26 protein-coding genes and 1 pseudogene are annotated in these 24796 nt (G+C 75.0%); 10 read left to right on the forward strand and 17 right to left on the reverse strand.

The window, feature by feature from the left end:
- Positions 1-41 precede the first annotated feature (41 nt).
- From J1G43_RS18625 to J1G43_RS18635, 3 genes are all read right to left on the reverse strand, one after another.
- Positions 42-449: an META domain-containing protein gene (locus tag J1G43_RS18625; RefSeq protein ID WP_207371513.1), complete on the reverse strand. Its 408-nt coding sequence runs from the start codon at positions 447-449 to the stop codon at positions 42-44.
- A 118-nt stretch (positions 450-567) separates the two neighbouring features.
- The gene (hemQ, locus tag J1G43_RS18630; RefSeq protein ID WP_207379066.1) at positions 568-1269 is read right to left on the reverse strand and encodes a hydrogen peroxide-dependent heme synthase; all 702 of its coding nucleotides are present in this window, start codon (positions 1267-1269) and stop codon (positions 568-570) included.
- 51 nt (positions 1270-1320) lie between these two features.
- Positions 1321-2505, reverse strand: a complete 1185-nt coding sequence (locus J1G43_RS18635) for a ferrochelatase (RefSeq protein WP_307859667.1) — start codon at positions 2503-2505, stop codon at positions 1321-1323.
- Between the two features lie 250 nt (positions 2506-2755).
- On the opposite strand from J1G43_RS18635, the gene J1G43_RS18640 reads away from it, so the two are divergent.
- The gene (locus tag J1G43_RS18640) at positions 2756-3628 is read left to right on the forward strand and encodes a serine/threonine-protein kinase (protein ID WP_207371514.1); all 873 of its coding nucleotides are present in this window, start codon (positions 2756-2758) and stop codon (positions 3626-3628) included.
- A gap of 58 nt (positions 3629-3686) precedes the next feature.
- Here J1G43_RS18640 and J1G43_RS18645 read toward each other — a convergent pair whose 3' ends face one another.
- Both J1G43_RS18645 and J1G43_RS18650 read right to left on the reverse strand, forming a co-directional pair.
- Positions 3687-4217, reverse strand: a complete 531-nt coding sequence (locus J1G43_RS18645) for a flavodoxin domain-containing protein (protein WP_207340911.1) — start codon at positions 4215-4217, stop codon at positions 3687-3689.
- Positions 4218-4316: 99 nt separating this feature from the next.
- Entirely contained in the window at positions 4317-4847 is a 531-nt protein-coding gene (locus tag J1G43_RS18650; protein WP_207379067.1) for a MarR family winged helix-turn-helix transcriptional regulator, read from the reverse strand.
- 138 nt (positions 4848-4985) lie between these two features.
- Between J1G43_RS18650 and J1G43_RS18655 the strand changes: the two genes are divergently transcribed.
- Positions 4986-5549: an NYN domain-containing protein gene (locus tag J1G43_RS18655; RefSeq protein ID WP_207340909.1), complete on the forward strand. Its 564-nt coding sequence runs from the start codon at positions 4986-4988 to the stop codon at positions 5547-5549.
- A 96-nt stretch (positions 5550-5645) separates the two neighbouring features.
- Here J1G43_RS18655 and J1G43_RS18660 read toward each other — a convergent pair whose 3' ends face one another.
- The gene (locus tag J1G43_RS18660) at positions 5646-6458 is read right to left on the reverse strand and encodes an alpha/beta hydrolase (protein ID WP_207371515.1); all 813 of its coding nucleotides are present in this window, start codon (positions 6456-6458) and stop codon (positions 5646-5648) included.
- 99 nt (positions 6459-6557) lie between these two features.
- Between J1G43_RS18660 and J1G43_RS18665 the strand changes: the two genes are divergently transcribed.
- Positions 6558-7004 (forward strand): HIT family protein, encoded by a 447-nt coding sequence (locus tag J1G43_RS18665; RefSeq protein WP_207340907.1) that lies wholly within the window; start codon positions 6558-6560, stop codon positions 7002-7004.
- 111 nt (positions 7005-7115) lie between these two features.
- Positions 7116-7313, forward strand: a complete 198-nt coding sequence (locus tag J1G43_RS18670; RefSeq protein WP_242636030.1) for a Na+/H+ antiporter NhaA — start codon at positions 7116-7118, stop codon at positions 7311-7313.
- 134 nt (positions 7314-7447) lie between these two features.
- On the opposite strand, the gene J1G43_RS18675 is transcribed toward J1G43_RS18670, so the two are convergent.
- The 7 genes from J1G43_RS18675 to J1G43_RS18705 form a co-directional block, all read right to left on the reverse strand.
- The gene (locus J1G43_RS18675; protein ID WP_207379068.1) at positions 7448-8293 is read right to left on the reverse strand and encodes an SDR family oxidoreductase; all 846 of its coding nucleotides are present in this window, start codon (positions 8291-8293) and stop codon (positions 7448-7450) included.
- Between the two features lie 57 nt (positions 8294-8350).
- Positions 8351-8875, reverse strand: coding sequence for a thioredoxin domain-containing protein (locus J1G43_RS18680; RefSeq protein WP_207340905.1), 525 nt, complete (start codon positions 8873-8875; stop codon positions 8351-8353).
- A gap of 39 nt (positions 8876-8914) precedes the next feature.
- On the reverse strand, positions 8915-9949 hold the full coding sequence (locus J1G43_RS18685; RefSeq protein WP_207340904.1) for an NAD-dependent epimerase/dehydratase family protein: 1035 nt from the start codon (positions 9947-9949) through the stop codon (positions 8915-8917).
- Positions 9950-9977: 28 nt separating this feature from the next.
- A complete protein-coding gene (locus J1G43_RS18690) occupies positions 9978-11174 on the reverse strand; it encodes an alcohol dehydrogenase catalytic domain-containing protein (RefSeq protein WP_207379076.1) in 1197 nt (398 codons plus the stop codon).
- A gap of 136 nt (positions 11175-11310) precedes the next feature.
- Positions 11311-11844 carry a DUF1697 domain-containing protein gene (locus J1G43_RS18695; RefSeq protein WP_207379069.1) on the reverse strand — a complete coding sequence of 178 codons (534 nt, stop codon included), beginning with the start codon at positions 11842-11844 and terminating at the stop codon, positions 11311-11313.
- 18 nt (positions 11845-11862) lie between these two features.
- On the reverse strand, positions 11863-12381 hold the full coding sequence (locus J1G43_RS18700) for a methylated-DNA--[protein]-cysteine S-methyltransferase (RefSeq protein ID WP_207379070.1): 519 nt from the start codon (positions 12379-12381) through the stop codon (positions 11863-11865).
- 44 nt (positions 12382-12425) lie between these two features.
- Positions 12426-13121: a DUF6518 family protein gene (locus tag J1G43_RS18705; protein WP_207379071.1), complete on the reverse strand. Its 696-nt coding sequence runs from the start codon at positions 13119-13121 to the stop codon at positions 12426-12428.
- Positions 13122-13735: 614 nt separating this feature from the next.
- On the opposite strand from J1G43_RS18705, the gene J1G43_RS19275 reads away from it, so the two are divergent.
- From J1G43_RS19275 to J1G43_RS18720, 3 genes are all read left to right on the forward strand, one after another.
- Positions 13736-14149 carry a DUF4349 domain-containing protein gene (locus J1G43_RS19275; protein WP_207340899.1) on the forward strand — a complete coding sequence of 138 codons (414 nt, stop codon included), beginning with the start codon at positions 13736-13738 and terminating at the stop codon, positions 14147-14149.
- A 104-nt stretch (positions 14150-14253) separates the two neighbouring features.
- Positions 14254-16164: a DUF4914 family protein gene (locus J1G43_RS18715; protein ID WP_207340898.1), complete on the forward strand. Its 1911-nt coding sequence runs from the start codon at positions 14254-14256 to the stop codon at positions 16162-16164.
- A gap of 127 nt (positions 16165-16291) precedes the next feature.
- The gene (locus J1G43_RS18720) at positions 16292-19030 is read left to right on the forward strand and encodes an HAD-IC family P-type ATPase (RefSeq protein WP_207379072.1); all 2739 of its coding nucleotides are present in this window, start codon (positions 16292-16294) and stop codon (positions 19028-19030) included.
- Between the two features lie 161 nt (positions 19031-19191).
- On the opposite strand, the pseudogene J1G43_RS19280 reads toward J1G43_RS18720, so the two are convergent.
- Positions 19192-20154 (reverse strand): annotated as a pseudogene (locus tag J1G43_RS19280) (MFS transporter); the annotation flags it as partial.
- A 55-nt stretch (positions 20155-20209) separates the two neighbouring features.
- On the opposite strand from J1G43_RS19280, the gene J1G43_RS18725 reads away from it, so the two are divergent.
- Positions 20210-20608, forward strand: a complete 399-nt coding sequence (locus J1G43_RS18725; protein WP_207379073.1) for a MerR family transcriptional regulator — start codon at positions 20210-20212, stop codon at positions 20606-20608.
- Between the two features lie 23 nt (positions 20609-20631).
- On the opposite strand, the gene J1G43_RS18730 is transcribed toward J1G43_RS18725, so the two are convergent.
- From J1G43_RS18730 to J1G43_RS18740, 3 genes are all read right to left on the reverse strand, one after another.
- Positions 20632-20931: a hypothetical protein gene (locus tag J1G43_RS18730; protein ID WP_207340895.1), complete on the reverse strand. Its 300-nt coding sequence runs from the start codon at positions 20929-20931 to the stop codon at positions 20632-20634.
- Between the two features lie 79 nt (positions 20932-21010).
- Complete coding sequence (locus tag J1G43_RS18735; RefSeq protein WP_207371520.1) at positions 21011-21418, reverse strand: VOC family protein; 408 nt, start codon at positions 21416-21418, stop codon at positions 21011-21013.
- A gap of 10 nt (positions 21419-21428) precedes the next feature.
- The gene (locus tag J1G43_RS18740) at positions 21429-21926 is read right to left on the reverse strand and encodes a helix-turn-helix transcriptional regulator (protein WP_207340893.1); all 498 of its coding nucleotides are present in this window, start codon (positions 21924-21926) and stop codon (positions 21429-21431) included.
- 471 nt (positions 21927-22397) lie between these two features.
- Here J1G43_RS18740 and J1G43_RS18745 point away from each other — a divergent pair, with 471 nt between their 5' ends.
- Both J1G43_RS18745 and J1G43_RS18750 read left to right on the forward strand, forming a co-directional pair.
- Positions 22398-23768, forward strand: coding sequence for a hemolysin family protein (locus J1G43_RS18745; protein WP_207340891.1), 1371 nt, complete (start codon positions 22398-22400; stop codon positions 23766-23768).
- Positions 23765-24781: a CNNM domain-containing protein gene (locus J1G43_RS18750; protein WP_207340890.1), complete on the forward strand. Its 1017-nt coding sequence runs from the start codon at positions 23765-23767 to the stop codon at positions 24779-24781. The genes J1G43_RS18745 and J1G43_RS18750 overlap by 4 nt, the downstream gene beginning before the upstream one ends.
- Positions 24782-24796 lie beyond the last annotated feature (15 nt).

Genomic DNA, 24796 nt, shown 5'->3' on the forward strand with positions numbered 1-24796 from the left:
AGGCTGGGCGCACGTGCGCCCGGCCGTCCCGGACCGCACGCTCAGCTCCGCGGCGCGACCCGGACCAGCTCGGCCGTGCGCCCCTCCGCGGTCCGCACGGTGACGGCGTCCCCCGCGCGCTCGAGCACGCCGCCGTCGCGCAGGACGCCGAGCACCGCCCGCTCGGTCACCGCCGCCTCGGGCGGTCCGGCCATGAGGGTGGCGACCACCGGACCGAACGTCAGCGCGCTCCCCTCGAGCCGCCAGGTCCCGCGCACCCGGTTGACGCCCGCGTAGCCGAACACCACGCCGTCCCCGTCGAAGGTGAGCCACGGCGGACCCTGGAGCCCGTCCGCGAGCGCGTCACCGTCGGCACGCACGACCTGCCACGTGCCGTGCAGCCACAGGTCGGGCGGGGACGAGCCCGCGGGGTCGGCCGTGCCCGGTCGGTCGTGCCCGTCGTCGCGCATGCCTGATCATCGCACCCTGCTCGATCACGGCACCCTGCTGGACCACCGCACCGTGCTCGATCACCGCACCTGCCCGCTGGCCGGCTGCGGTCCCCCGCCACCGGCCCGGGCGTGCGGGTCAGGCCCGGGGCAGCCGCTCCACCCAGTCCGTCAGCGCGACCCGCGGTCCGGTGTAGAACGGGACCTCCTCACGCACGTGGAGCCGCGCCTGCGTCGCGCGCAGGTCCCGCATGAGGTCGACGATCCTGTCGAGCCGGGGTGCCTCGAAGGCCAGCAGCCACTCGTAGTCGCCGAGCGCGAACGACGAGACGGTGTTGGCCCGCACGTCGGCGTAGTCGCGAGCGGCGGCCCCGTGCTCGTGCAGCATGCGGCGCCGCTCCTCGTCGGGCAGGACGTACCACTCGTACGACCGGACGAACGGGTAGACGCACAGGTAGTCGCCGGCGGGCTCGCCCGCCAGGAAGGCCGGCACGTGCGCCCGGTTGAACTCGGCCGGGCGGTGCAGGCCCACGACCGACCACACGGGCGTCAGGTGCGCACCCAACGCGCTCGCGCGCAGCCGGTGGTACGCCCCCTGCACCTGCTCGACGGTCTCGGCGTGCCACCAGACCATGAGGTCGGCATCGGCCCGGAGCCCTGCCACGTCGTACCAGCCGCGCACCACCAGACCCTCGTCCGCGGCGACGGCGCGCTCGGCGTCGGCCACGACGTCGGCCCGCGCGGCGGCGTCGGCGGGCACAGGTCCGTCGGCGGCGAACACCGACCACATCGTGTAGCGGATGGTCGAGTTCAGGACGTCGGGGTCAGCGGGCGTGGTCATGAGGCTCCGTCGGATCGGCGGTGGGCAGGCGGGCTGGGCAGGGCGGGACGGTCAGGACCAGGGGTCGGTCGAGCACGCGGCCGGGCGGCCGGAGTCGACGCCGGCGCGCATCCGGCAGCACCCGGGCGCGCACACCGAGCGGAACGGCGGCAGGTCGCCGGCGGTCGCCTGCTCCGGGCGCGGGAGCCCGGCGTCGTCGGCGCGGGCGATCGCGGCGCGCTCGAGCAGCAGGTCGACCAGGCCGCGCACGAAGGGCTCGCGGACGCCGACGGAGTCGGCGCGCACGGCGCTCATGCCGAGCTCACGAGCCGTCGCGAGCGCCTCGGTGTCCAGGTCGAACGCGACCTCCATGTGGTCGGAGACGAACCCGATCGGCGCCAGCACGACCGACGTCGTCCCCGCGGCCGACAGGGCCGCCAGGTGGTCGTTGACGTCCGGCTCGAGCCACGGCTGGCTGGGCGGCCCGGAGCGCGAGCAGTACGCCAGGTCCCACTCCACCGGGCGGCCGAGCCGCCGCGACGCGTCGGCCGCCACGGTGCGCGCCACGTCGAGGTGCTGCTCCCGGTAGGACGCGCCGGCGACGACGGAGGCCTCCTCCATGGTGTCCGGGATCGAGTGCGTGACGAACACCAGGCGCGGCCACGCGGTCCCCGGGTCGACGCCCTCGTACGCCTCGACGACCGCGTCGACGTTGGCCTGGACGAAGCCCGGGTGGTTGAAGTACGAGCGCACCTTGTCGACCACGAGCGGGTGCTCCCCGGCGGGCGCACCGGCACGCGCGGCGACGTCGTCGAGCGACGTCCAGAGGTTCTCGCGGTACTGCCGGCAGCCGGAGTACGAGGAGTAGGCGGACGTCACGAGGGCCACCACGCGGCGGGCGCCGCCCGACAGTGCCTCGGCGAGCGCGTCGCTCGTGTAGGGCTCCCAGTTGCGGTTGCCCCACACCACCGGCACGTCGAGACCCCGACGCCGCAGCTCGTCCTGGAGGGCGGCCCGCAGCGCCAGGTTCTGCTCGTTGATGGGGCTGCGCCCGCCGAAGTGGTGGTAGTGCTCCGCGACCTCGGCCAGCCGCTCGTCGGGGATGTTCTTGCCGGCGGTCACGTTGCGCAGGAACGGCAGCACGTCGTCGGGGCCGTTCGGACCGCCGAAGGAGGACAGGAGGACGGCGTCGTAGGGCGCCAGCCCGGCCGTCTCGGCCGTCGGCGCAGCGGGCAGGTCGCTGGTGGGGGGCGTCACGGGAGGCACCGTCCGATCATCGCACCGTGGAACCGCCGCGCCCCGCGGGCGCCGTCCGCCCTGCGCGTGATCTTGTCGGGACACGGTGTCACCTCGTCGCACGCGCGCGGCGACCGGGACTGACACCGACGTGCCCGCCACCCGGTCGGGTGGCTCCGCGTGCGACAGCCGGGCGTGCGCTCTACGGTCGTCCTGGCGCGACCTTGGTGCCACCCCCGAGTGAGACCGGAGCCCGAGCGATGAGCGAGCTGTGACCCGTGCCGGACGGCACGCGGCCCCCGAGCTGGCGCGCCGGTACGTCCTCGGTGCCCGCCTCGGAGAGGGTGGGTCCGCCCAGGTGTTCCGGGCGATCGACACCCGGCTCGACCGGCCCGTGGCCGTCAAGCTCTTCCGGCTCGCGGACGCCGAGCCCGCGCAGGTCCGCCGCTACGCCGAGGAGGCCCGCGTCCTGGCGGAGCTCTCCCACCCCTCGCTCGTCGCCCTGCTGGACGTCGGTGCGGACGTCGTGCCGGGCACGGGGCCCGTCGCGTTCCTCGTGATGGAGCTGGTGGAGGGCAGGACGCTGCGCGAGGTCGTCGCCGACGGACCCCTCGACGCCGCCACCACCGCCGACATCGGTCACCAGCTGGCCCGGGGCCTGGCGCACGCGCACCGGGCCGGGGTCGTGCACCGCGACGTCAAGCCGTCGAACGTGCTGGTCGCGTCGTCGACGCCGGCCTCGGGACGCCGCGACGCCCCCGCCCTGCCGGTCGTGCTGGCGGACTTCGGGATCGCGGCCTCGGACCCCACCCAGCAGCCCGACGACCGCGCGACGGCCAGCTACCAGAGCCCCGAGCAGGCGCTCGGCGGACCGGTCGGGCCGGCGAGCGACATGTACTCGCTGGGCCTGGTGCTCCTCGAGTGCCTCACCGGGCGCCGGGCGTACCCGGGCGACCCCCTGACCGCGTCGTTGGCCCGGCTGCTGCACAGCCCCCGGATCACGGACGACGTGGACCGGGACTTCGCCGCGCTGCTGCGCGCGATGACGCGGCAGGACCCCTCGCAGCGCCCGACGATGGCGGCCGTGGCCGCCGAGCTGCGCGGACTGCGACGTCAGCGCGAGCGGACCCTGCGCGTCTCCTGAACCACGGCGGGGACACCGCCGACGGGCCGGTCACCGTGGACCGGCCCGGGGATGCACCTCAGGCGCGGCACGCCCCGACGGACCGCCGCGGTGCCGCAGGCTCCGCGGCGAGCGCGTCGGCGATCGTGTCGGCCCAGGCCGCGACCGCTGCCATGTCCCGGTGGTCGCCCTCGCGGGCGCGCCCGCCGGCGATGATCGCGCGCTCCGTGAACGTCAGCACCGAGCGGTCGAGCCGCCCGCGGAAGCTGCGGTGCGTGCGCGCCCCGATCCGCTCGCGCAGCGCCGCGATCTCGAGCGGGGAGTTCGCGGAGTTGGCCGGCTGCGTGGCCAGGCCAGACGAGAACGTCCAGACGGGCCGCGCGCGCAGCTCCTCGGCGCAGCGGTCGGCCAGGTCCCGGGCGGCCGGCAGCCAGTGCGCGGTGTAGACCGCGGACCCCAGGACCACCGCGTCGTGGTCCGCGACGGTCGCGACGTCCTCCGGGGCGCGCTGGTCCACCTCGTGACCGTGGTCGCGCAGCCGCTGCGCGAGCACCTCACCGATCTCCCAGGTGCCCTGGTGGCGGGACGCCACTGCCAGCAGGATCCGCATGGTCCCTCCCTCGCCGCACCGGCGGACCTCGCGCCCTCCGGTGCTCCATCGTCGCTGGCAGCAGCGCCGGGCACCTGGGCCGGAGGTCCCCAGACGCGGTCAGACGCCGGGTGATCCGTCGGCGGTCACGCCCCCGGGGTCGGGCAGCTCGTCCTGAGCGAGCCGCAGCCGGGTGCACAGCCGCTCGAGGGTCGCCAGCTCCTCGGTGTCGAGAGCGCCGCCCACGAGCGCGTCGATGGACCGCGCGTGGCGACGTCCGATCTCGCGCTGGAGCGCGAGCCCCGCGTCCGTGAGGTGCACGGCGGTCCCGCGCCGGTCCCCGGCGACCGGCTCCCGGCGCACCAGCCCCTCCGACTCGAGGCGGTCGACGAGGCGGGAGAGGCTGGGCTGCGTCAGCAGGCTCGAGCGGGCGAGCTCGCGCAGGCGCAGCGCGTGGCCCGGCGCTCGCGACAGCGTGTGGAGCACGTCGTACTCCTGCATGCTCCGCCCGCCCCAGACGTCGTCCCGGGCGAACCGCCGCACGAGCGTCACCTGGGCGCGGAACAGCGCCTCCCACGCGTCGACCGAGGCTCGCACGCGGCTCGCGGCGGCGCTGCCGCCGGTCGTGCGCTCGGCGTCGTCGTCGGACATCGACGCGTCACCTCCCGTCCCCGGCCCACCGCCCGCCACGTCGGCTCCCCGGGCGGGCACGATCATGTCACCACGTGCGGTGGCCGCGCCGTGGGGCCGCCGCACAGGGCCGTCCCCCGGGCCGTCTACCCTGGGGCGATGAGCGAGACCGCGACGACGTACCTCCTGGTGGACGGCGAGAACATCGACGCCACGCTCGGGTCCTCGATCCTCGGTGGCCGGCCCACGCCGGAGCAGCGGCCGCGGTGGGAGCGCGTCCTGAGCTTCGCGCAGCAGACGTGGGACCAGCCCGTCAAGGCGCTGTTCTTCCTCAACGCCTCCAACGGCAACCTGCCGATGTCGTTCGTCCAGGCGCTCACCGCCATCGGCTTCGTGCCGATCCCGCTGTCCGGCGAGTCGTACGAGAAGGTCGTCGACATCGGCATCAAGCGCACGCTCGACGCCATCGCCGACCGCGACGGCGACGTCATGCTCGCGAGCCACGACGGCGACTTCGCCCCGGAGCTGGCACAGCTGGTGGACGGCGAGCGTCGGGTGGGCCTGCTGGCGTTCCGTGAGTTCACGAGCCAGTCCCTGGCGAGCCTGACCGTGCGCGGGCTGGAGACGTTCGACCTCGAGACGGACGTCGCGGCGTTCAACGTGCAGCTGCCGCGGCTGCGGATCATCCCGCTCGAGGAGTTCGACCCGCTGCGCTACCTCTGACGGTCCGACGGCCGCGCCGGTTGCCCGGCGCGGCCGTCGTGCTGCGGGCCGACCTCGCGCTGCGGCGCGCGCCGCGCTCGGCGCGTCCGCGCGCGCTCAGCCCTCGCCGAACCCCTGCGTGAGGGCCTCGTCGATCGTCGAGCGCACGTGGTCGGCGTGGTACCCGTCGGGTGCCATGAACTCGATGCCGTGCGCAGTGCCGGAGACGTCGGTGACGATCGACGTCTTGTCGTTGCGCACGACGAGGGCGCTGTCGGCCGCGGGCACCTGCGGGTCGTCGGTCGACGAGAAGACCTGCAGCGGGCCGGTGAAGGCGTTCGCCTCGGCACGCGCATCGACCTCCCCGTACTGCGCGGGCGGGCTGAGCGCCACGACGGCGACGGCCCCGAGGTCGTCGGCCAGGCCCGCGGCGAGCGTGCCGCCGGCCGACGCACCGACGAACGCGACGTCCTGCGCACCGGTGGCGTGCAGCACGTCGAGCGCCGAGCGGAAGCCGGCCTCGCCCGAGGTACCCCAGTCGTAGGTCGCGACGAGGTACCCGGCGCCGGCGAGCCGGGCGACCTCCGCGGACCACTGGCAGACGTCGCCGTCGACCTGCGGGGCGAGGAGGACGCCGCGGTCGCCCGCGCCCGCCCACGCGACCCCGGTGGCGGACTCCTCCGGACCGACGCGGGCGTAGGCGACCCCCTCCGAGAGGCACTCCGGCGCTTCGGCGGCGGCCATGACGACGGGGGCGCTCTCGAGCATGGTCGGCGTCTGGGCCGCGGCGGGCTCCCCCACCTCGCCGACCGGTGGCTCGGTGCCCGTCGAGCACGCGGCGAGCGCCGCGACCGTCAGGGCGGTCAGGGCGGCGAGGCGCGGGCCGGCGGGATGCGGACGGGTGGACGGGGTGACGGGTCGCAGACGCACACAGCGATTCCTAGGCGGATCCCGCGACCAGGACAAGACGGGCGACCTCGCCTAAACGTTTCGATGTGGATCGGCGGCGCGGCGCGCTAGCGTGGGCGCATGCCGACGCTGTTCACGCGCATCATCGACGGCGAGATCCCCGGGCGCTTCGTCTGGGCGGACGACCGGGCCGTGGTGCTGCTCACCATCGCACCGATCACCGCGGGCCACGCGCTCGTGGTGCCGCGGGCGGAGGTCGAGCAGCTCACGGACGCCCCCGACGACCTGCTGGCTCACCTCAGCGTGGTCGCCAAGACCGTCGGACTGGCCCAGCGGGCCGCCTGGGACGCCCCGCGCGCGGCGCTGCTCGTCGCGGGGTTCGAGATCCCGCACCTGCACCTGCACGTGCTGCCCGCCTGGGACGAGAGCAGCCTGTCGTTCGCCAACGCCCGCAGCGACGTGCCGCCCGCCGAGCTCGACGAGGCCGCCGAGCGCCTGCGCGACGCGCTGCGCGCCGCCGGCCACGGAGCCCACGTCCCCGCCGACCTGACGTCCCCGGCGCTCTGAGCGTGGCGGCGCCGCCCGCGGGTCCGCACCTGACGCCCGCCGGGCGGTCGCGCTGACCGCCACGGCCCGCGGCCCGGCGCTGCGCGACCGGGTGCGCAGCGGGACCTGCGCATGGTGGCCCTGGCGCCGACGGTCCGCACGTTCCTGGCGACCGAGGCCGGCAGCGCCGTGGTGCTGCTCGCGGCGACCGCCGCGGCCCTCGCGTGGGCCAGCTCCCCCGCGCGCGACGCCTACACGGCCCTGTGGCACACCCCGGCCGGCCTGTCGTCGGCGACCTCGGCATCGAGCTCGACCTGCAGCACTGGGTGAACGACTTCGCGATGGCCGTGTTCTTCGCCAGCGGCTCCCGCTGTGCACGCCGCCGCGGCTGCCCCCGACGCTGCCGGACCTGCCGTGGCGGTCCGCCGGCTGAGGCCGCGGGTGCGGCCGGCCCGGACGGGCGGTCACGTCACCGGGTCGTCCGGCCCCCAGGTCGACAGCCGCAGGGTCCGCGCATCCGTCGCCGCGATCTGCTCGGCGTGCTCGCGCAGCGACGCGGGCGTGTCCGCACCGGCGCGCACGAAGCGCCCGGACAGCCCGTCGAGCTCGCCCGCCGCGAAGGCGAGGACCAGGTCCGCGACGTCCTGCGGCGACGTCCAGTCGGTCCGCCCGGTGTGCACCGGCATGGCGGCGGTCATGTCCGTCGCGACGACGCCCGGCGCCAGGTCCAGCACCCGCAGGCCCGCATCGGCGTACTGCCGGTGCAGCTGCGTGGTGAACCTCGCCAGCGCACCCTTGCTGATCGCGTAGCCGGTGTACGTCGGCAGGGCGCGGTGCCCGGAGCCGGAGTTGACGTTGAGCACCCGCCCGGCGCCGCGGGCCAGCATCCCGGGCAGCACGGCGTGCGTCACCAGCAGCGGCCCGCGCACGTTGGTCTCCACCACGCGCCAGACGTCCTCCACGTCGTCCGCCGCGAACGGCAGCTCGGCGCGCTCGATGACGCCGGCGTTGTTGACGAGCAGGCCGATCCCGCCCGCACCCGCCAGGCCGGTCTCGACGCGGCCCACCGCATCGGCCACCGCGGTGGCGTCGACCAGGTCGGCCGCCGCGACCGTGACCTGCGCGCCCAGCGCACGCGCCTCGTCCGCGACCTCCTCGAGCCGCTCCCGGGTGCGGGCCACCAGGCCCAGCGCGTAGCCCGCGCGCGCGAGTGCCAGGGCGAGCTCACGGCCGATGCCGCGGCCGGCGCCGGTGACCAGGGCGGTCCGCGGGACCGGTGCGGTCAGGACAGGGGACGTCGTCGCGCTCACGCGCCCATCGTGGCCCACGGCGCGGCCGGCTGCCCCCGGCGGCGTGGGCGACGGTGCTCACACCGCGTCGACGACCTGACGCAGCGCCTCCAGCTCCACGCGGCCGCGGTACCGCACACCGTCGATGAGCAGGGTGGGCGTCCCCGGGACGTCGAGCTCGATACCCCCCTCGTAGTCCGCCTGCACGGCACGGGCGAACCGGTCCGCCGGCGGTCCCACGAGCTCGTCGGGCGCGAGGCCGACCTCCTGCGCGTACCGGCCGAGGTCCTCGTCGCTCAGCGCGTCCTGGTGGGCGAACAGCAGCCGCTGCATCTCCCAGAACCGTCCGTGGGCACCGGCCGCCTCGGCCGCGAGCGCCGCGGCCAGGGCGTGCGGGTGCACCTGGAACAACGGGAAGTGACGCCACACGAGGCGCACGCGCCCGCCGGACTCCTCGACCAGCCGACGCAGCACGGGCTCGGCGTCCCGGCAGTACGGGCACTCGAGGTCGCCGTACTCGACCACCGTGACGGGTGCGTCCGGGTCCCCCAGCACGTGACGGTCCGGGTCGGTGCTGACCACGACGGGCTCGGGAGACGTCATGCGGACAGCGTGCCGTGCGAGGTCCCCCGCCGCACGTCGTCAGCGACCCCGGGGCCGCAGGGGCGGGCTGGCGGTCCCCGCACCGGACGCGATGCCCGTGACGAGCTGGTGCAGGGCCTCGGCTGCGGTGGACCGCGGCCGCCACGCGAGCTCACGCTCGGCGCGGGTCGTGTCCAGCAGCGGGGCTGCCATGCCCATGTCGAGCCACCCGGGGCCCACCGGTACGGCACGCGCGTGCCACCCGGCGGCCAGCACGGTCCGCGCCGCGCGGACCGGAACCTCCCGCAGCCGGGCCCGCGCGACCAGGGCGGCCACGTCCGGCCCGCGCAGGACGCCGGGCGCCGCCAGGTTGAAGGCCCCGCGCGCCTGGTGCACCACCGCCTCGCGGAACGCGTCGGCGAGGTCGTCGGCCTGGACGGCCTGCAGGCGCAGCCCGCGGGGCCACGGCAGCACCGGCACCCGCCCGTCGAGCAGCCGCTCGGGCACGAACGGACCGAGGAAGTAGCGGGTGATCTCCCGGCCCGCGTCGTGCTGGAAGACCAGGGCGGGCCGCAGCCGTGCCACGCGCAGCGGCGTCTGCGCCTCGGTGCGGTCCAGCAGGGACTCGACGGCGGCCTTGTCGACGCTGTAGGACGACGACCGCACGCCGCCGGTCGGCCAGGACTCGTCACGCAGCGTGTCGTCGGGCGAGGGCGAGTAGGCGCCGACGGAGGACGCGGCGACCAGGTGCGGGACCCCGGCCTGCACGGCCGCCTGCACCACCCGGCGCGTGCCCACCACGTTGGTCGAGCGCAGGCGTGCGCGGTCGTGGCTGGGCTGGATCGCCCACGCCAGGTGCACCACGGCGTCGGCGCCCGCGAACGTGCGGGCGAGGTCCGTGACCACCCGTTCCTCGGCCTCGGGCGCCCCGATGTCGCACGCGACCCAGGTGGCGGCGTCGTACGGCGCGGGCGGCCGGGCCTGCGGTGTACGACGAGCGACGCCGACCACGGACGTCACCGTGGTGTCCGCGGCGAGCCGGCGCAGGACGGCCGTCCCCACGTTGCCGCTGGCACCGACCACCACGACCCTCACGCGTGCCCCCCGGTCCGGTTCGGCACGCTCACGCGAACGGGTCCAGGACGACCTTGATGCAGCCGTCCGCCTTGCGCTGGAAGACCTCGTACGCCTGCGGCCCCTGCTCGAGGGACACCCGGTGGGTGCGCAGGTCGGCCACCCCGAGGGGGTCCGCCGGGTCGGTGACCAGCGGCAGCAGGTCGTCGGACCACCGCCGCACGTTGGCCTGGCCGAACCGGAACGACAGCTGGCGGTCGAACACGTCCATCATGGGGAACGGGTCCAGCGCCCCGCCGTACACGCCGACGACCGACACGGTCGCACCGCGCCGCGCCACGCCGATGGCGGTCTGCAGCGCGGCCATGCGGTCGACGGCTGCCTTCTCGATGAGCGGCCGGGCCAGCGCGTCGGGCAGGAAGGCCGCCGCCCGCTGCCCCGCGGCGGCCACCGGTGAGCCGTGCGCCTCCATGCCGACGGCCTCGACGACCGCGTCGGCACCGCGCCCGTGGGTGCGCTCGCGCACGGCCTCCACGACGTCGTCCGTCCGTGCCGCGTCGATCACGTCCACGCCGTGGCGGGAGGCCATGAGCAGCCGCTCAGCCACGATGTCGATGCCGATCACCCGCTCGGCTCCCCGGTGCAGCGCGATGCGCGCAGCCATCTGACCGATCGGCCCGAGCCCCACGACGGCCACGGTCCCGCCCGGTGGCACGTCGGCGTAGGCGACGGCCTGCCACGCGGTGGGCAGCACGTCGGAGAGGTAGAGGTAGGTCTCGTCGGCGCGCCCGTCGTCGGGGACGACGACGGGTCCGTACTGCGCCTGGGGCACGCGCAGGTACTGCGCCTGCCCGCCGGGGACGCTGCCGTACAGGGAGGTGTAGCCGAACAGGGCCGCCCCCTTGCCGGTGGCGTGCACCTGCGTGGTCTCGCACTGGCTCTGCAGCCCCAGTGCGCACATGTGGCAGGTGCCGCACGCGATCCCGAACGGCACGACGACGCGGTCACCGACCTTCAGGCGACGCCCCGCCTCGGGTCCGACCTCCTCGACGATCCCCATGGCCTCGTGGCCCAGCACGTCGCCGGGTTGCAGGAACGCGCCGAGCACCGAGTACAGGTGCAGGTCGGACCCGCAGACGGCGGTCGACGTCACGCGGATCACGGCGTCGGTGGGCTCCTCGACCCGCGGGTCGGGAACGTCCTCGACCGACACGTGCTCGCGTCCCTGCCACGTCAGCGCCCGCACCTGCACCACCGTCCCGTCGCTCGTCCGCCGTGCCCCGCCGCCCGTGCGGGCCGCGGTGCGCCATGGGTCGTCCACGGTGGCACCCGACCGCCGGGCGCGCATCCGGAAGGGTCGCCTCGCCGGCCCGGACGTTCCCTCAGGCCTGCTCGGCGGCCATGGCCGCCAGCGTCGTCACCGTGCGCCAGTTGCGGGAGGTGCCTCCCGGCCCCGCGCGTCGGGCGAGGCGGGCCGCCAGCCGACTGCGGCCTATCCCGTCGGGCAGGTAGAGGTACAGCTCGCGGCCGACGGCGGCGAGGTCCTCGGGCGGCGTGACCTCGACGTCGGGCACCCGTGCCGGGACCGTGCCCGGCAGGAACACCACGTGGTGGTGGGTCGGGTCGTCGTCCCGGGACAGGAACGGGTTGCCGGCGACGACGGTGCGCAGATCGTCCCGGGTGCGCACGACCACGTCCGGACGGCACGGGAACGCGACGGCGCACGTCGCGCGCAGCGTGGCTGCGACCTGCTCGGCGTCGTCGACGTCCGCGCTCAGCACCACGTTCCCGCTGTTCACGTACGTGCGCACGTCGCCGTAGCCCGCCTCGGCCACGACCCGGCGCAGGTCGGCCATCGGCACCCGGGTGGCACCGCCGACGTTCACCCCGCGCAGCAGCGCCACCATCACCGTCATCGCTCCCCCTGCGTCCGATCAGAACAGCGTGCCCGTTCCCGTCGCGACGCGGGCCTCGAGGGCCAGCAGCACGCGCTTGCGGTCCAGGCCGCCCGAGAACCCGGTGAGGGTGCCGTCGGCCCCGATCACGCGGTGGCACGGCACGACGATCGGCAGGTGGTTCGCCCCGTTGGCGGCACCCACCGCCCGGGCCGCCGTGCGCGGGTCGAGCCCGACCGCGGTGGCGAGCGCCCCGTACGTCGTCGTCGTGCCGTACGGGACCGACCGCAGGCCCTCCCAGACGCGCTGCCGGAACGCGCTGCCGCGGTAGCGCAGCGGCAGGTCGAACTCGCGTCGCGCACCGGCGAGGTAGCCGGTGAGCTGTCGGACGGCCTCGGCGAGCACCGGGTCGTCCCCGGGGTCGACCCGAGGTCCCAGCCCTGCGGTCGCCGCCGAGCCGTCGGCGTGCGGGAAGCGGACGTCCGTCACGGCACCGTCGGCGACACCGACCGCGACCGGCCCGAACGGTGCGGGCACCACCGCATGCACCACGCTCACCCCGCCATCATCTCCCCCACCGCCCACACCGCACCGGCGACGCGTCACGGGTACACCACGGCGAACCCGGCCCCGGCGAGCACCAGGGCAGGCACCAGCCACCGCGCGATGCCGCCGTGCTGCCGCCCGTACCGGCCGAGGACGACGAACGTGAGGACACCGGCTGACACGAACACGACCGCGTGGCCCACGTACCCGAGGAGCGCGAGGTACACCACGACCGCCTCGGCCCACCACGCGGCGACCAGGACCGCGCCGCCGAACCCGGGCCCCCGCCGCGTCGACGGGCCGTCGCCGTGCCCGTCGCGCCGCCACGACCACCCGGCCACGGCGCCGACGCCACCACCCGGCAGCGCGCAGACCAGCCAGAACAGGACCCAGCTGCTGCTGGTGCCGAACCCCCGCAGGTGGGACGTGAGGTAGTACCCCGCGACCTCACCGAGGCACGCGAGCACGCCGGCTGCGAGCGCCCACCCCCAGCGCCGGGTGAGGGCCCCCAGGACGAAGGGGACCACCAGCCACGGCGTGACGGCGTTCGCCAGGCCTCCGAGGGGCCCCGGCAGCACGGTCTGCCCGAACGACGTGAGCACACCGGCGGTGAGTCCCACGGGCACCGCGAGCGCGACAGCGACGAACCCGGGCAGACGTCCACGGCCGGCGGCCGGCTCGGGGGCGTGGTGCCCGGTCGGCGCGGCGGGTGCGGGCAGGGGGTTCGCGGGCACGGTGGGGGTCACAGGCACGGGTCCAGCCTGGTCGCCCTCCTGCCGGTCCCGCGTCCGCCTGCCGGTGGGGGTCGTGGCCGGCCGGTCCTCCCCCGGTGGGACCGCACCGCGGTGTGTGGTCGGCCCGCCGCAGCGGCCGGCGAGCCGCCTCGCGACCCGGGGGCGCGCACGCGGTGACCTGCGCCGACCGCGCCCGGAAGCAAGCCGGTCCCGCTCCCCCGTGGGAGGAGCGGGACCTGGCGGGAGAGCCGTCTCGCCGGCACGAGGCGTGGCGCGCTCCCGGACCCCGGAGGGCCGGTCCGGCTCTCGCCGGACCCGGTGCTGCTGCGGGTCCGGGGCAGGGCCCCGTACCTGCGGGTGGCCGCTCGCGGTGTGGGGCCACGATCGGCTGCTGACCCGAGCATCGCACCCGTGTGTGACCGGCGCATCTCGAACGTGCGACCAGTTCGCTACCGGGTCTTTGCCGTGGCCGGTCTCGCTGGGAGCGGGCCGCACCACCGGTGGTCGCCTCGCCGAGGCCTGGGGACGGTCGCACGCGTCCGGTCTGCGGACCTACCCCCACCCCGAGGACCTCGCCGCGACCGACCCCGTGACGCTGCAGGCAGTGCTGCGGGTCCCGCACGCCCGGGCACGTGCGGTGCACGGCCTCGCCGTCGCAGGCGCGCAGGGCCTCCGGCTCGAGCCCGGCACCCGCGCGCTGCTCGCCGACCGGGTCGCGCTGTCCACGGCGGACGTCGATCTACGCGCCGGAGCGCGCACCCGCCGTCGAGGAAGGGCCCGCCACGTTCCTCGACGGCCTCGACACCGGGTGGACCGCCTTCGTGGCCACCGTCCGCGGCGTCCTCGTCGTGGTCGGCGTCCTGCTGCCCTGGCTGGTCGTCGCGGGGCTCGCCACCGCCGCCGTGCCGCTGTGGCGGCGGCGCCGTACGGTGGAGCTGGCGACGTCGGCGAGCGACGGCACGACGCCGCCGGACGGACCCGGAACGCTCGGCCGAGCGCCCCGCAGGCCCGAAGGTCCCTGTCGGGGTCACGTCGGACGGTCGTAATCTCCTGGCAAAGGACAGACCGGCACCGCATCTGCGGGGACGGCTGTCCGCCGGGTAGCGCCTCATGGGCGGCCACGCCCGGTCCCCGAGGCGAAGGAGCTGCCATGAGCGTCACCGTGACCGGTCCCCTGGCGGACGTGTCTCTTGCACCCGAGGTGCGAGCCGCCCTGGAGGCGAGCCCGCGCCTGGTGATCCCCGCGACGCGCGAGGAGCTGTACCAGCTGGCGCTGGGCCCCGAGGGCGGCCCGGTGTTCACCGTCGAGTACGACGTGAACGGCGAGATGGTGCCGGAGGCGACGGTCACCCGCTGCCGCAACGGCGTCGCCGTGAACTACCCCGAGGACTACATGCGCCGGCGCGACCCGGACTGCATGCGGATCGCGGACGACCTGCCCACCGACAAGCCGCGCTACCGCGACGTCTTCGACGCGGAGTTCGACCCCACCCGCACCGAGACGCTCGAGTGGCTCGGCACGCAGGAGCTCGTCGTCGTGCCGTTCAAGGCCGGTGGCCCGCGCTTCGGCTACCCCTCGCTGGCGATCGTGCCTCTGAACAGCGCGTTCTTCGCCCTCACGCTCGTGGACCTGCAGGGCTGGGTGACGTTCGACGAGATCGGCCCGTTCACGCCGCGCTCGATCCTCTACGTCGCGCCGCCGTTCCGGCACACGCACTTCGGCGGCCGGCAGGTCGTCGTGCACAACCGCTCCACGACGCTGCACGAGGTGTGGGCCTACAACCTGTACCCGGGGCCGAGCGCCAAGAAGGGCGTCTTCTCGGTGCTGCTCGACATCGGCGAGCAGGAGGGCTGGCTCACCGCGCACGCCTCGAGCGTCCGGGTGACCACGCCGTACGAGAACGAGACCGTCATCATGCACGAGGGCGCCTCGGGCGGCGGCAAGTCCGAGATGTGCCAGGAGATCCGCCGCGAGGACGACGGCCGCATCCTCGTCGGCACCAACGTCGTGCGCGACGAGCCGTACCACATCACCCTCGGCGAGACGTCGGCGCTGGCTCCGGTGACCGACGACATGACGCTGTGCCACCCGTCGGTGCAGAAGGGCAACGGCCGGCTGGTCGTCGCCGACGCCGAGGACGGCTGGTTCGTGCGCGTCGACAACCTCACGCACTACGGCGAGGACCCGGCGTTCGAGAAGGCCGTCATCCAGCCCGACGAGCCTCTGCTCTTCCTGTCGATCGACGGCGTCGCCGACGCGACCGCCCTGCCGTGGGAGCACACGCTCGACTCCAACGGCAAGCGGTGCCCGAACCCGCGCGTCGTGATCCCCCGGCGATTCGTCAAGAACGTCATCAGCGAGCCGAAGGAGGTCGACGTCCGCACGTTCGGCGTCCGGATGCCGCTGTGCACACGGGACAACCCGACCTACGGGATCATGGGGATGATGCACCTGATCCCGCCGTCGCTGGCGTGGGTGTGGCGCCTCATCGCCCCGCGCGGGGACAAGAACCCGTCCATCGGCGAGAGCAAGGACGTCAAGAAGGCCCTCAAGCACGGCGGCATGGTCGCCGAGGGTGTCGGGTCGTACTGGCCGTTCTCGACGGGCACCAAGGTGGCCGCGGCGAACCTCCTGCTGCGCCAGATCGCCGAGAACGACCGCACCCGCTACGTGCTGACCCCCAACCAGCACATCGGGGCCTACAAGGTCGGGTTCTCCGCCGAGTGGCTCACCCGCGAGTACCTCGCCCGCCGCGGTGGCGGTCGCATCCTGCGCGACCAGCTGACCCCCGCGCGGTGCGCGCTGTTCGGGTACCGGCCCAAGGAGATCAAGCTCGACGGGCAGCAGATCCGCCCGACGCTGCTGCAGCCCGAGTACCAGTCCCAGGTCGGCGTCGAGGCGTACGACACGGGCGCGAAGATCCTCACGGACTTCTTCCGCGCCGAGCTCGAGCAGTTCCTGACCGACGACCTGGACCCCCTGGGCCGCCGGATCATCGAGCTGGTCCTGCGCGGCGGCACCGTCGAGGAGTTCGACGAGCTGACCCCGATGTACGTCTGACCGACCCGACCCCGAGCACCGGGGCCGCACCCCCCAGCGGGGTGCGGCCCCGATGCTGTGTCGCCCTGCGTCCCGCCGTGTCACGATGCGAGGAGCGGAGCGCGGCCCTGCCACACCGAGGTGACGCATGACGAGCACGGCACACGACGACCCTCCGCACCACGCCGCCGCCGACCAGGAGCACGGGGGCGGCGACCGCCCGTACGCGCAGGACGCGTCCGAGGTGCTCGCCCGGCTCGGCACCACGGCCGACGGGCTCTCGTCCGCCGAGGCCGACGCGCGGCTGGCGAGGGTCGGCCCCAACCGGCTGCCGACGCCGCCGCGACCGGGCGCCCTGGTGCGTCTCCTGCGCCACTTCGACGACGTCCTCATCTACATCCTGCTCGCCGCGGCGGTGCTCAAGGCGTTCCTCGGCGACTGGGTCGACTTCACGGTCATCCTGGTCGTCGCCGTGGTCAACGCGCTGGTCGGGTTCCTGCAGGAGGGGCAGGCGGAGCGCGCGCTGGACGGCATCCGCACGATGCTGTCGCTGTCGGCCACGGTGCGCCGCGACGGGCAGTGGACCGACGTGGACTCCCGGACGCTCGTGCCCGGTGACGTCGTGCGCGTGCGGTCGGGCGACAAGGTCCCGGCCGACGTGCGCCTCGTCGAGGCGACGAACCTGCAGGTGGACGAGTCCGCCCTGACCGGGGAGTCCGTGCCCGCGGCGAAGGACGTCGCCCCGGTGGGGGCCGACGCGGGCGTCGGGGACCGCGCCAGCATGCTGTTCTCCGGCACGATCGTCGCGGCCGGCACCGGCCTGGGGGTCGTGACCGGGACGGGGGCGGCGACCGAGATCGGGCGCATCCAGTCGCTGATCGCGGACGTCGACCACCTGCAGACGCCGCTCAAGCGCCAGCTCACGCGCCTGGGCACGCTGCTGTCCCGGGCGATCCTCGTCATGGCGTTCGCGATGCTCGTGATCGGACGCATGGTCCACGACTTCGCCCTGCCGGACCTCGTCTCGGCGGCGATCGGGTTCGCCGTGGCCGCGGTGCCGGAGGGCCTGCCCGCGCTGGTGACGATCACGCTCGCGCTCGGCGTGCAGCAGATGGCCCGGCGCCACGCGATCACCCGCAAGCTGCCGGCGGTCGAGGCCCTGGGGTCGGTCACCACGATCTGCTCGGACAAGACCGGGACGCTGACGAAGAACGAGATGACCGCCCGCACGGTGGTCACCGCCGAGCACCGGTACGACGTGGAGGGCCTGGGGTACGAGCCGACCGGGGGCGTGACGCTGGACGGGTCCCCCGCGAGCATCGCCACGCACCCCGACCTGGCGGCGCTGGTGCGCGCGGGCGCCCTGTGCAACGACGCCCGCGTGGTCGCGGACGACGACGGCCGCTGGGGCATCGTCGGTCAGCCCACCGAGGGAGCGCTGCGCACGCTGGCGCTCAAGACGGACGCCCGCACCGACGACGCCCGGCGGGTCGCCGTGGTGCCCTTCGAGTCCGCGAACAAGCTGTCCGCGACGCTCGACGAGCTGCCCGACGGCAGCCGGCGCGTGCACGTCGTCGGCGCGCCGGACCGGCTGCTGGACCGCGCGACCACGCAGCGTGGCCCGTCGGGCACGGCGGTGCCGCTGGACCGCGAGCGCTGGGAGCACGCCGTCGAGGAGCTGGGCGGGCAGGGTCTGCGGGTCCTCGCCGCGGCCGAGCGCCCCGCGGCACCCGGCACGACGACGCTCGAGCTGGACGACGTGGACACGGGCCTGACCTTCCTCGGCCTCGTGGGCATCGTCGACCCGCCGCGGCCCGAGGCCGTCGCGGCGATCGCCGACTGCCACCGCGCGGGCATCGCGGTGAAGATGATCACGGGCGACCACGCGGGCACGGCCGTGGCGATCGCCCGCGAGCTGGGCATCGTGCGGCACGGCGAGGAGGTCACCGCGCTCACCGGCGCCGAGCTCGAGGCGATGAGCCAGGAGCAGCTGCGCACGCGCGTCCGGGACGTCGACGTGTACGCCCGCACCAGCCCGGAGCACAAGATCCGGATCGTGCGCGCACTGCAGTCGCACCACGAGGTCGTGGCGATGACGGGCGACGGGGTCAACGACGCGCCCGCGCTGACCCGGGCCGACATCGGCATCGCGATGGGCATCAAGGGCACCGAGGCGACCAAGGAGGCCGCGGAGATCGTCCTGGCGGACGACAACTTCGCGACCATCGAGCGGGCCGTCGAGGAAGGGCGGCGGATCTACGACAACATCCGCAAGTCCGTCGTCTTCCTGCTGCCCACCAACGGCGCCCAGTCGCTGGTGATCCTCGTCGCCGTGCTGTTCGGGCTGGCGCTGCCGCTGACCCCCGTGCAGATCCTGTGGGTCAACCTGGTCACCGCGATCACGTTGTCGCTGGCCCTGGCGTACGAGCCCGCGGAGCCCGGGATCATGGAACGGCCACCCCGCTCGCCGAAGGAGTCGGTGCTGTCGCGCCCCTCGCTCGTGGTCGTCGTGTGGGCCTCGCTGCTCATCGGCGGCACGACGCTGGCCGTGTACCTGATCGAGAAGGACCTGGGGGCGAGCGACGGCATCGCGCAGACGTCGGCCGTGACGATGCTCGCGCTCGGGCAGACGGCCTTCCTCTTCTCGTGCCGGTTCCTCAACGGCTCGTCGCTGACGTGGCGGGTGCTCACGGGCAACCGGGTCGTGTGGATCGCCATCGGCTCACTCGCCGTGCTGCAGGTGGTGTTCACCTACGCGCCCTTCATGCACTCCTGGTTCGGGTCCGCGCCGATCGGCTGGCGCGACTGGGGCCTGACGGCCGCGTTCGCGGTGGGTGTGTTCCTGCTGTGCGAGGTCGGCAAGGCGGTCGCGCGGCGCGTGCGGTGAGCGACGGCCAGCGCTGCGGCTGCCGCGGCGACGACCAGCGCGGCGGGCAGCGGCAGCCCCTCCGTGCCCCGGCCCGCGACGACGGCACTGCCGGCCGCGGCACCCGTGGCGACGCCGAGGTTGAGGACGACCGGGACGAGCGCTCCGGCGACCGCCCGCCACCGCAGCCCGGCGGCGAGCATGACGTCCGTCTGCGTGAGCGGGGGCAGCGCGCCGCTCGCGACGCCCCACAGCACGAGGACGGGGACCGCGGCGGCGGGCGGCTGCGCGACGACGAGGAGCCCGAGGCCGAGGGCCGTCCCGGCCGCGGCGACCGCGAGCGCCGCGCCGACCCGTGCCACCGGGACACGTCCCGCGAGCACGACGCCGCCGGCGGACGCGATGCCGAGCACGAGCAGCAGCGTCACCGTGCCCCCGGGCGTCGCGGCCGCGGCCGGCGCGACGAGGGCGGTCACGAAGGTGTAGCCGGCGTAGTGGCCGACGAGGACGAGCGCGGTGAGGACGAGCGTCACGACGACCGGGAGCAGGGCACCCCCGTCGCCCTCCGCGTCGTCGGTTCCTGCGGCCGTCTCCGCCGGGGTGCGGACGACGACCCGGGTGGCGACGGCCACGACGGCGGCGAGCCCGGCGAGCACCCCGGACGCGGTGCGCCATCCGACGGTCGTGGCGGCGAACCCTGCGAGCGGCACGCCGAGCGCGCCGCCGACGGTCGCCCCGGCGAGCACGATCGCGATCGCGGAGGGCATCCGGTCGCGGGGCACGAGGTCGGCCGTGAGCGGCACGACGCTCGCCCACAGCAGACCGCACGCCGCGGCACCGAGCAGCCGGGCCGCGAGCACCGGCAGGTAGGCGTCGGCGAGTGCGGTGAGCGCGCCCGAGAGCGCGAGCACCGCCATGGCGGTGACGACGACGTCGCGCCGTGGCCACCGCGCGGTGAGGCGCACGAGCGGGATCGAGAGCACGACGACGGTGAGCGCCCACAGCGAGACGAGCAGCCCGATGCGGCCGGGCCCGACACCGAGGTCCGCGCCCATCTGCGGAAGCACCGCCATCGGCACCATCTCCGCGGTCACCATGACGAACGTGCCGGCGGCCAGGACGAGGAGCGGGCGTGTGGTCTGCATCACACGACGGTAAAGTCTGACATCGGTGTGAAGGTCAACCCCCGGGGAGGCAGCCGTGCGGATCGGTGAGCTCGCGCGCAGGACGGGCGTCCCACCTCGCCTGCTGCGCTACTACGAGGAGCAGGACCTTCTCGCGCCCGCGCGGGAGGACAACACGTACCGCAGCTACGGCGAGGACGACGTCGCCCAGGTGGCGCGGGTCGCCGGGCTCGTCCGCGCCGGCGTCCCGACGCGTCTGGTCAAGCTGCTCCTCGACCTCGAGGACGCCCCGGCGCAGGAGGTGCCACCCTCGTGCCCGCGCACCGTCGCCGACGAGCTGCTCGCCCAGCTCGCCGACCTCGACGCCCGCATCGCGTGCCTCTCGCGCAGCCGCCGCACGCTGCACGACTACCTCGTGCGGACCGAGCACGCCGCCCTGCTGCTCGAGGGGCCCGACGACCGGACCGGCGACTGACGCCACCGCGGGTGCCAGGCACGTCAGGCGGGCGTGCGGTCCGGCGGGACGAACCAGCTCACGGAGCGCGCGACGTCCCCGGCCCGCAGCCACGTGTGGCGCTCCGAGCGCGGGTCGGTGTCGTGCTCGCGCCACGCGACCATCACGTGCGTGCGCGTCCACCGGATCGCGCGCGCCGCGCGCCACTCCTCGGAGCCGTCGGACCAGACCAGCCGCACCACGACGGCGACGTCCCCCTGCGGGCGCGTCGGGATACCGTCGGGGACCTCGCTGTTGGCGACGTCACGGGCCGGGGGTCGGGGCGGGGTGGTGCGGTCGTGCATGCCCTCAGACTATCGAACACCTGTTCGATCCGGCGCCACCCGGCCCGAGATCACCCGGCGGGGGAACCTCCCGCCCAGGTCACAGGCGGTTGATGCGCACCATGTTCCCCGCCGGGTCGCGGAACGCGCAGTCGCGGGTCCCGTACGGCTGGTCCATCGGCTCCTGGACGACCTCGGCGCCACCCGCCTGCACCCGCGAGAACACGGCGTCCACGTCGGACGTCGCGAGGACCACCGACGCGTACGCCCCCTTCGCCATGAGCTCGGCGATGGTGCGCCGCTCGTCGTCGGTGATGCCCGGGTCGGCGGCCGGCGGGTGCAGCACGATCGACGTCTGCGGCTGCGCGGGCGGGCCGACGGTGATCCAGCGCATGTCGCCGTAGCCGACGTCGTTGCGGACCTCGAAGCCGAGCACGTCGCGGTAGAACGCGAGCGAGGCCTCGGGGTCGTCGGCGGGGAGGAAGGTGTAGTGGATGAGCAGGTCCATGCCGTCCACGCTAGGAGCGCGGGGCCGGTGTCGGCTTCTCGGATCCTGACCGATGCCGCCGCGGCCGCATCACCTGCTTGGTGACACAGCTCGGCAGCCCTGCGAGGTCACCGACGCCGTCCGCCGCGCCGTTCCCCGCACCCTCCCCCGCGCCGTCCCGCGCCGCGAGCCGCCGGTACTGCGACGGCGGGATGCCCACCAGCTCGGAGAAGCGGGTGCTGAACGTCCCCAACGACGAGCAGCCGACCGCGAAGCAGACCTCGGTGACGCTCAGGTCGCCGCGCCGCAGCAGCGTCATGGCACGCTCGATGCGCCGGGTCATGAGGTAGCTGTACGGCGACTCGCCGTAGACGGCGCGGAACCGCCGGCTCAGGTGGCCGGCCGACATGTGCGCCCCGCGCGCGAGCGCGGCGACGTCCAGCGGCTGCGCGTGGTCGCGGTCGATGCGGTCCCGCACCGCCCGCAGCAGCCGCAGCTCCTGCAGCCGCGCCTCGTCACCGGACGTCATGACGACAGCCTGCCGCGCCCGGCGCCGGATGCCCAGGCCCCCGACGGGTGGCGCACGTGGTCCGCCGGCGGCCCGGGGACGCGGCTGCTGCGGGCGCTCCCCCCCGTGCGTCGCCGTATGCTCGTGCGGCAGCGCACGACGTCGGACCTCACGGTCCACGCGGGCGCGGACGGCGTCGGCGTCGTCCTCGCGCACGACGGGGAGACCACCCGCCTGCCGCCCGACGCCGTCGCCCGGCTCCGCCTCGTGCCGGGTGCGCTCGCCGGTACGCGGCGGACCGCCCGGGGGCGGCGAGCGCGTGACGGAGGTCACCGCACGCCCGCCACGGCGGCGGGAACCGTACGGACGCCGGAGCCGTTGCACCCCCGACCCCTCAGTCGACACTGGAGAACCGATGGACCCCGACAGTCCGGGGCACAGTCCCGTGCCCCACCCCTGCGACGCGACCACGCGACGGGAGGTGGGGCTCCGATGTGGATCCTGAGTCTCCTGCTCGGCGTGGTCGTCGTGCTGGCCATCACCGCGGCGACCGCGTACTTCGTGGCCCAGGAGTTCGGCTACATGTCCGTCGACCGCTCCCGCCTGGCGGCGCGGGCGGAGGCCGGTGACGTCGGTGCGCGCAAGGCGCTCGACGTCACGCGGCGCACGTCCTTCATGCTGTCGGGCGCCCAGCTCGGCATCACCGTCACGGGCCTGCTCGTCGGGTACGTGGCCGAGCCCCTCATCGGCGAGGCGTTCGGTGAGGCGCTGGGCCTGGTGGACGTGCCGACGGGCGTCGGCATCGCCATCGGCACCGTGCTGGCCCTGCTGTTCTCGACGTTCGTGCAGATGCTGGTCGGCGAGCTGTTCCCCAAGAACCTCGCGATCGCCCGTCCCGAGGCCACCGCGGTGCGGCTCGCGACGTCGACCATCTGGTACCTGCGCGCCTTCGGCTGGCTCATCCGCATCTTCGACGCGGCGTCCAACGCGCTGCTCAAGGTCCTGGGCATCGAGCCCGTCCACGACGTCGAGCACTCCGCCACCGCGCGCGACCTCGAACACATCGTCGCGGACTCCGTCGACCTCCCGCGCGAGCTGTCGGTGCTGCTGGACCGCATCCTCGACTTCCCCGCCAGCGACGTCGAGCACGCCATGGTGCCGCGCTCACGCGTCGACACGGTCACCCCGGACACGCCGGTCGCCCGGCTGCGCGAGCTCATGTCCGACGGGCACTCGCGCTACCCGGTGCTGGACGAGGAGTCCGTGACGGGCGTCGTGCACCTGCCCGACGTGCTGCGGTGCACCGACGCGACGGCCACGGCGGCAGATCTGCAGCGTCCCGCCACCCTGGTCCCCGAGTCGATGTCGCTGCCCGACGCCGTGCGCCTCCTGCTGGCGTCCGACAACCAGCTCGCCGTCGTCATCGACGAGTACGGCGGCTTCGCCGGCGCGCTCTCGATGGAGGACGTCGCCGAGGAGCTCGTGGGCGAGATCCACGACGAGCACGACCCGCTCGACGCGGCCGACGCGACCGAGCAGGCCGACGGGTCCTGGATCGTCGCGGGCGACGTCCACGTCGACGAGGTGGAGCGCGCCCTGGGGCGTGACCTGCCGCGCGACGACTACGAGACGATCGCCGGCCTGGCCATCGACGCGTACGGCGCCCTGCCGCCGCAGGGCACGGTCGTCGAGGTGCCGCTGGCACCCGACCCCGCCCACCTCGTGGACGACGAGGAGCCACCCGCGCAGGTGCTGCGCATCGAGGTGCTGGACGTCGAGCGGCACGTGCCCGCACGCGTCCGCCTCAGCGTCGAGGACGCCACCGACGCGCAGACCACGACGCAGCAGGAGGCCCACCGATGAGCAACCCCTGGGTCGTCGTCGCCACGACCGTCGCGATCATCGCCCTGTCGGCGTTCTTCGTCGCGGTCGAGTTCGCCATGCTGGCCGCGCGCCGCCACCGCTTCGAGGACGCCGCGGCCACGAGCCGCACGGCCCGCGCCGCGCTGCGCAGCTCCCACGAGCTGACCGTCCTGCTGGCCGGTGCCCAGCTGGGCATCACGGCCTGCACGCTGGCGCTCGGTGCCATCACCAAGCCCGCCGTGCACCACTGGCTCACGCCGCTGTTCGCGACGTGGGGCCTGCCCGCCGTGCCCGCCGACGTGGTGGGCTTCGTGCTCGCGCTGATCATCGTGACGTTCCTGCACCTGGTCGTCGGCGAGATGGCCCCGAAGTCGTGGGCCATCGCGCACCCCGAGGCGTCCGCGCAGCTGCTCGCCATCCCGATGCGGGCGTTCATGTGGGCCGTCCGGCCCGTGCTGCGGGCGCTCAACGAGTCCGCGAACCGCATGCTGCGGCGCGTGGGCGTCGAGCCGGTCGACGAGATGGTCGCCGTCACCGACCCGGCGTCCCTGCGCCACCTCGTGGAGCACTCGGCGAACGTGGGCGCGCTGGACGCGTCGTTCTCCGCACAGCTGTCGCAGGCCCTGGAGCTGCAGCGCATCACGGTGCGCGACCTCGCCGACCCCGGCGCGGTGCCGGTCACGGTGCCGACGACGGCCACGGTCCAGGACGTGCAGCGTGCGTCCCTCGACAGCGGCCACCTGCGCATCCTCGTCGGCGACGCCGGCGCGGTGACGGGCGTCGTGCACGTGCGCGACACGCTCACGAGCGCACCGTCGGACGCCGCGGCGCCGTTCGTCCGACCGGTGTACGAGCTGCCGGGCGACACCCTGGTGGCCACCGCGTTCGCCGGCATGCGGGAGGGCCGCCACCACCTGGCGGTCCTCACGGGCGGCGAGCGCACGCTGGTCGTGACGCTCGCGGACGTGGTCGAGCGGCTGCTGCCGCAGGCCACGGGCACGTCCGCCGCGTGAGCGGGCGCGGGCGGC

Source organism: Cellulomonas sp. zg-ZUI22 (genome assembly GCF_017353535.1).
Lineage (GTDB): Bacteria > Actinomycetota > Actinomycetes > Actinomycetales > Cellulomonadaceae > Cellulomonas > Cellulomonas wangleii.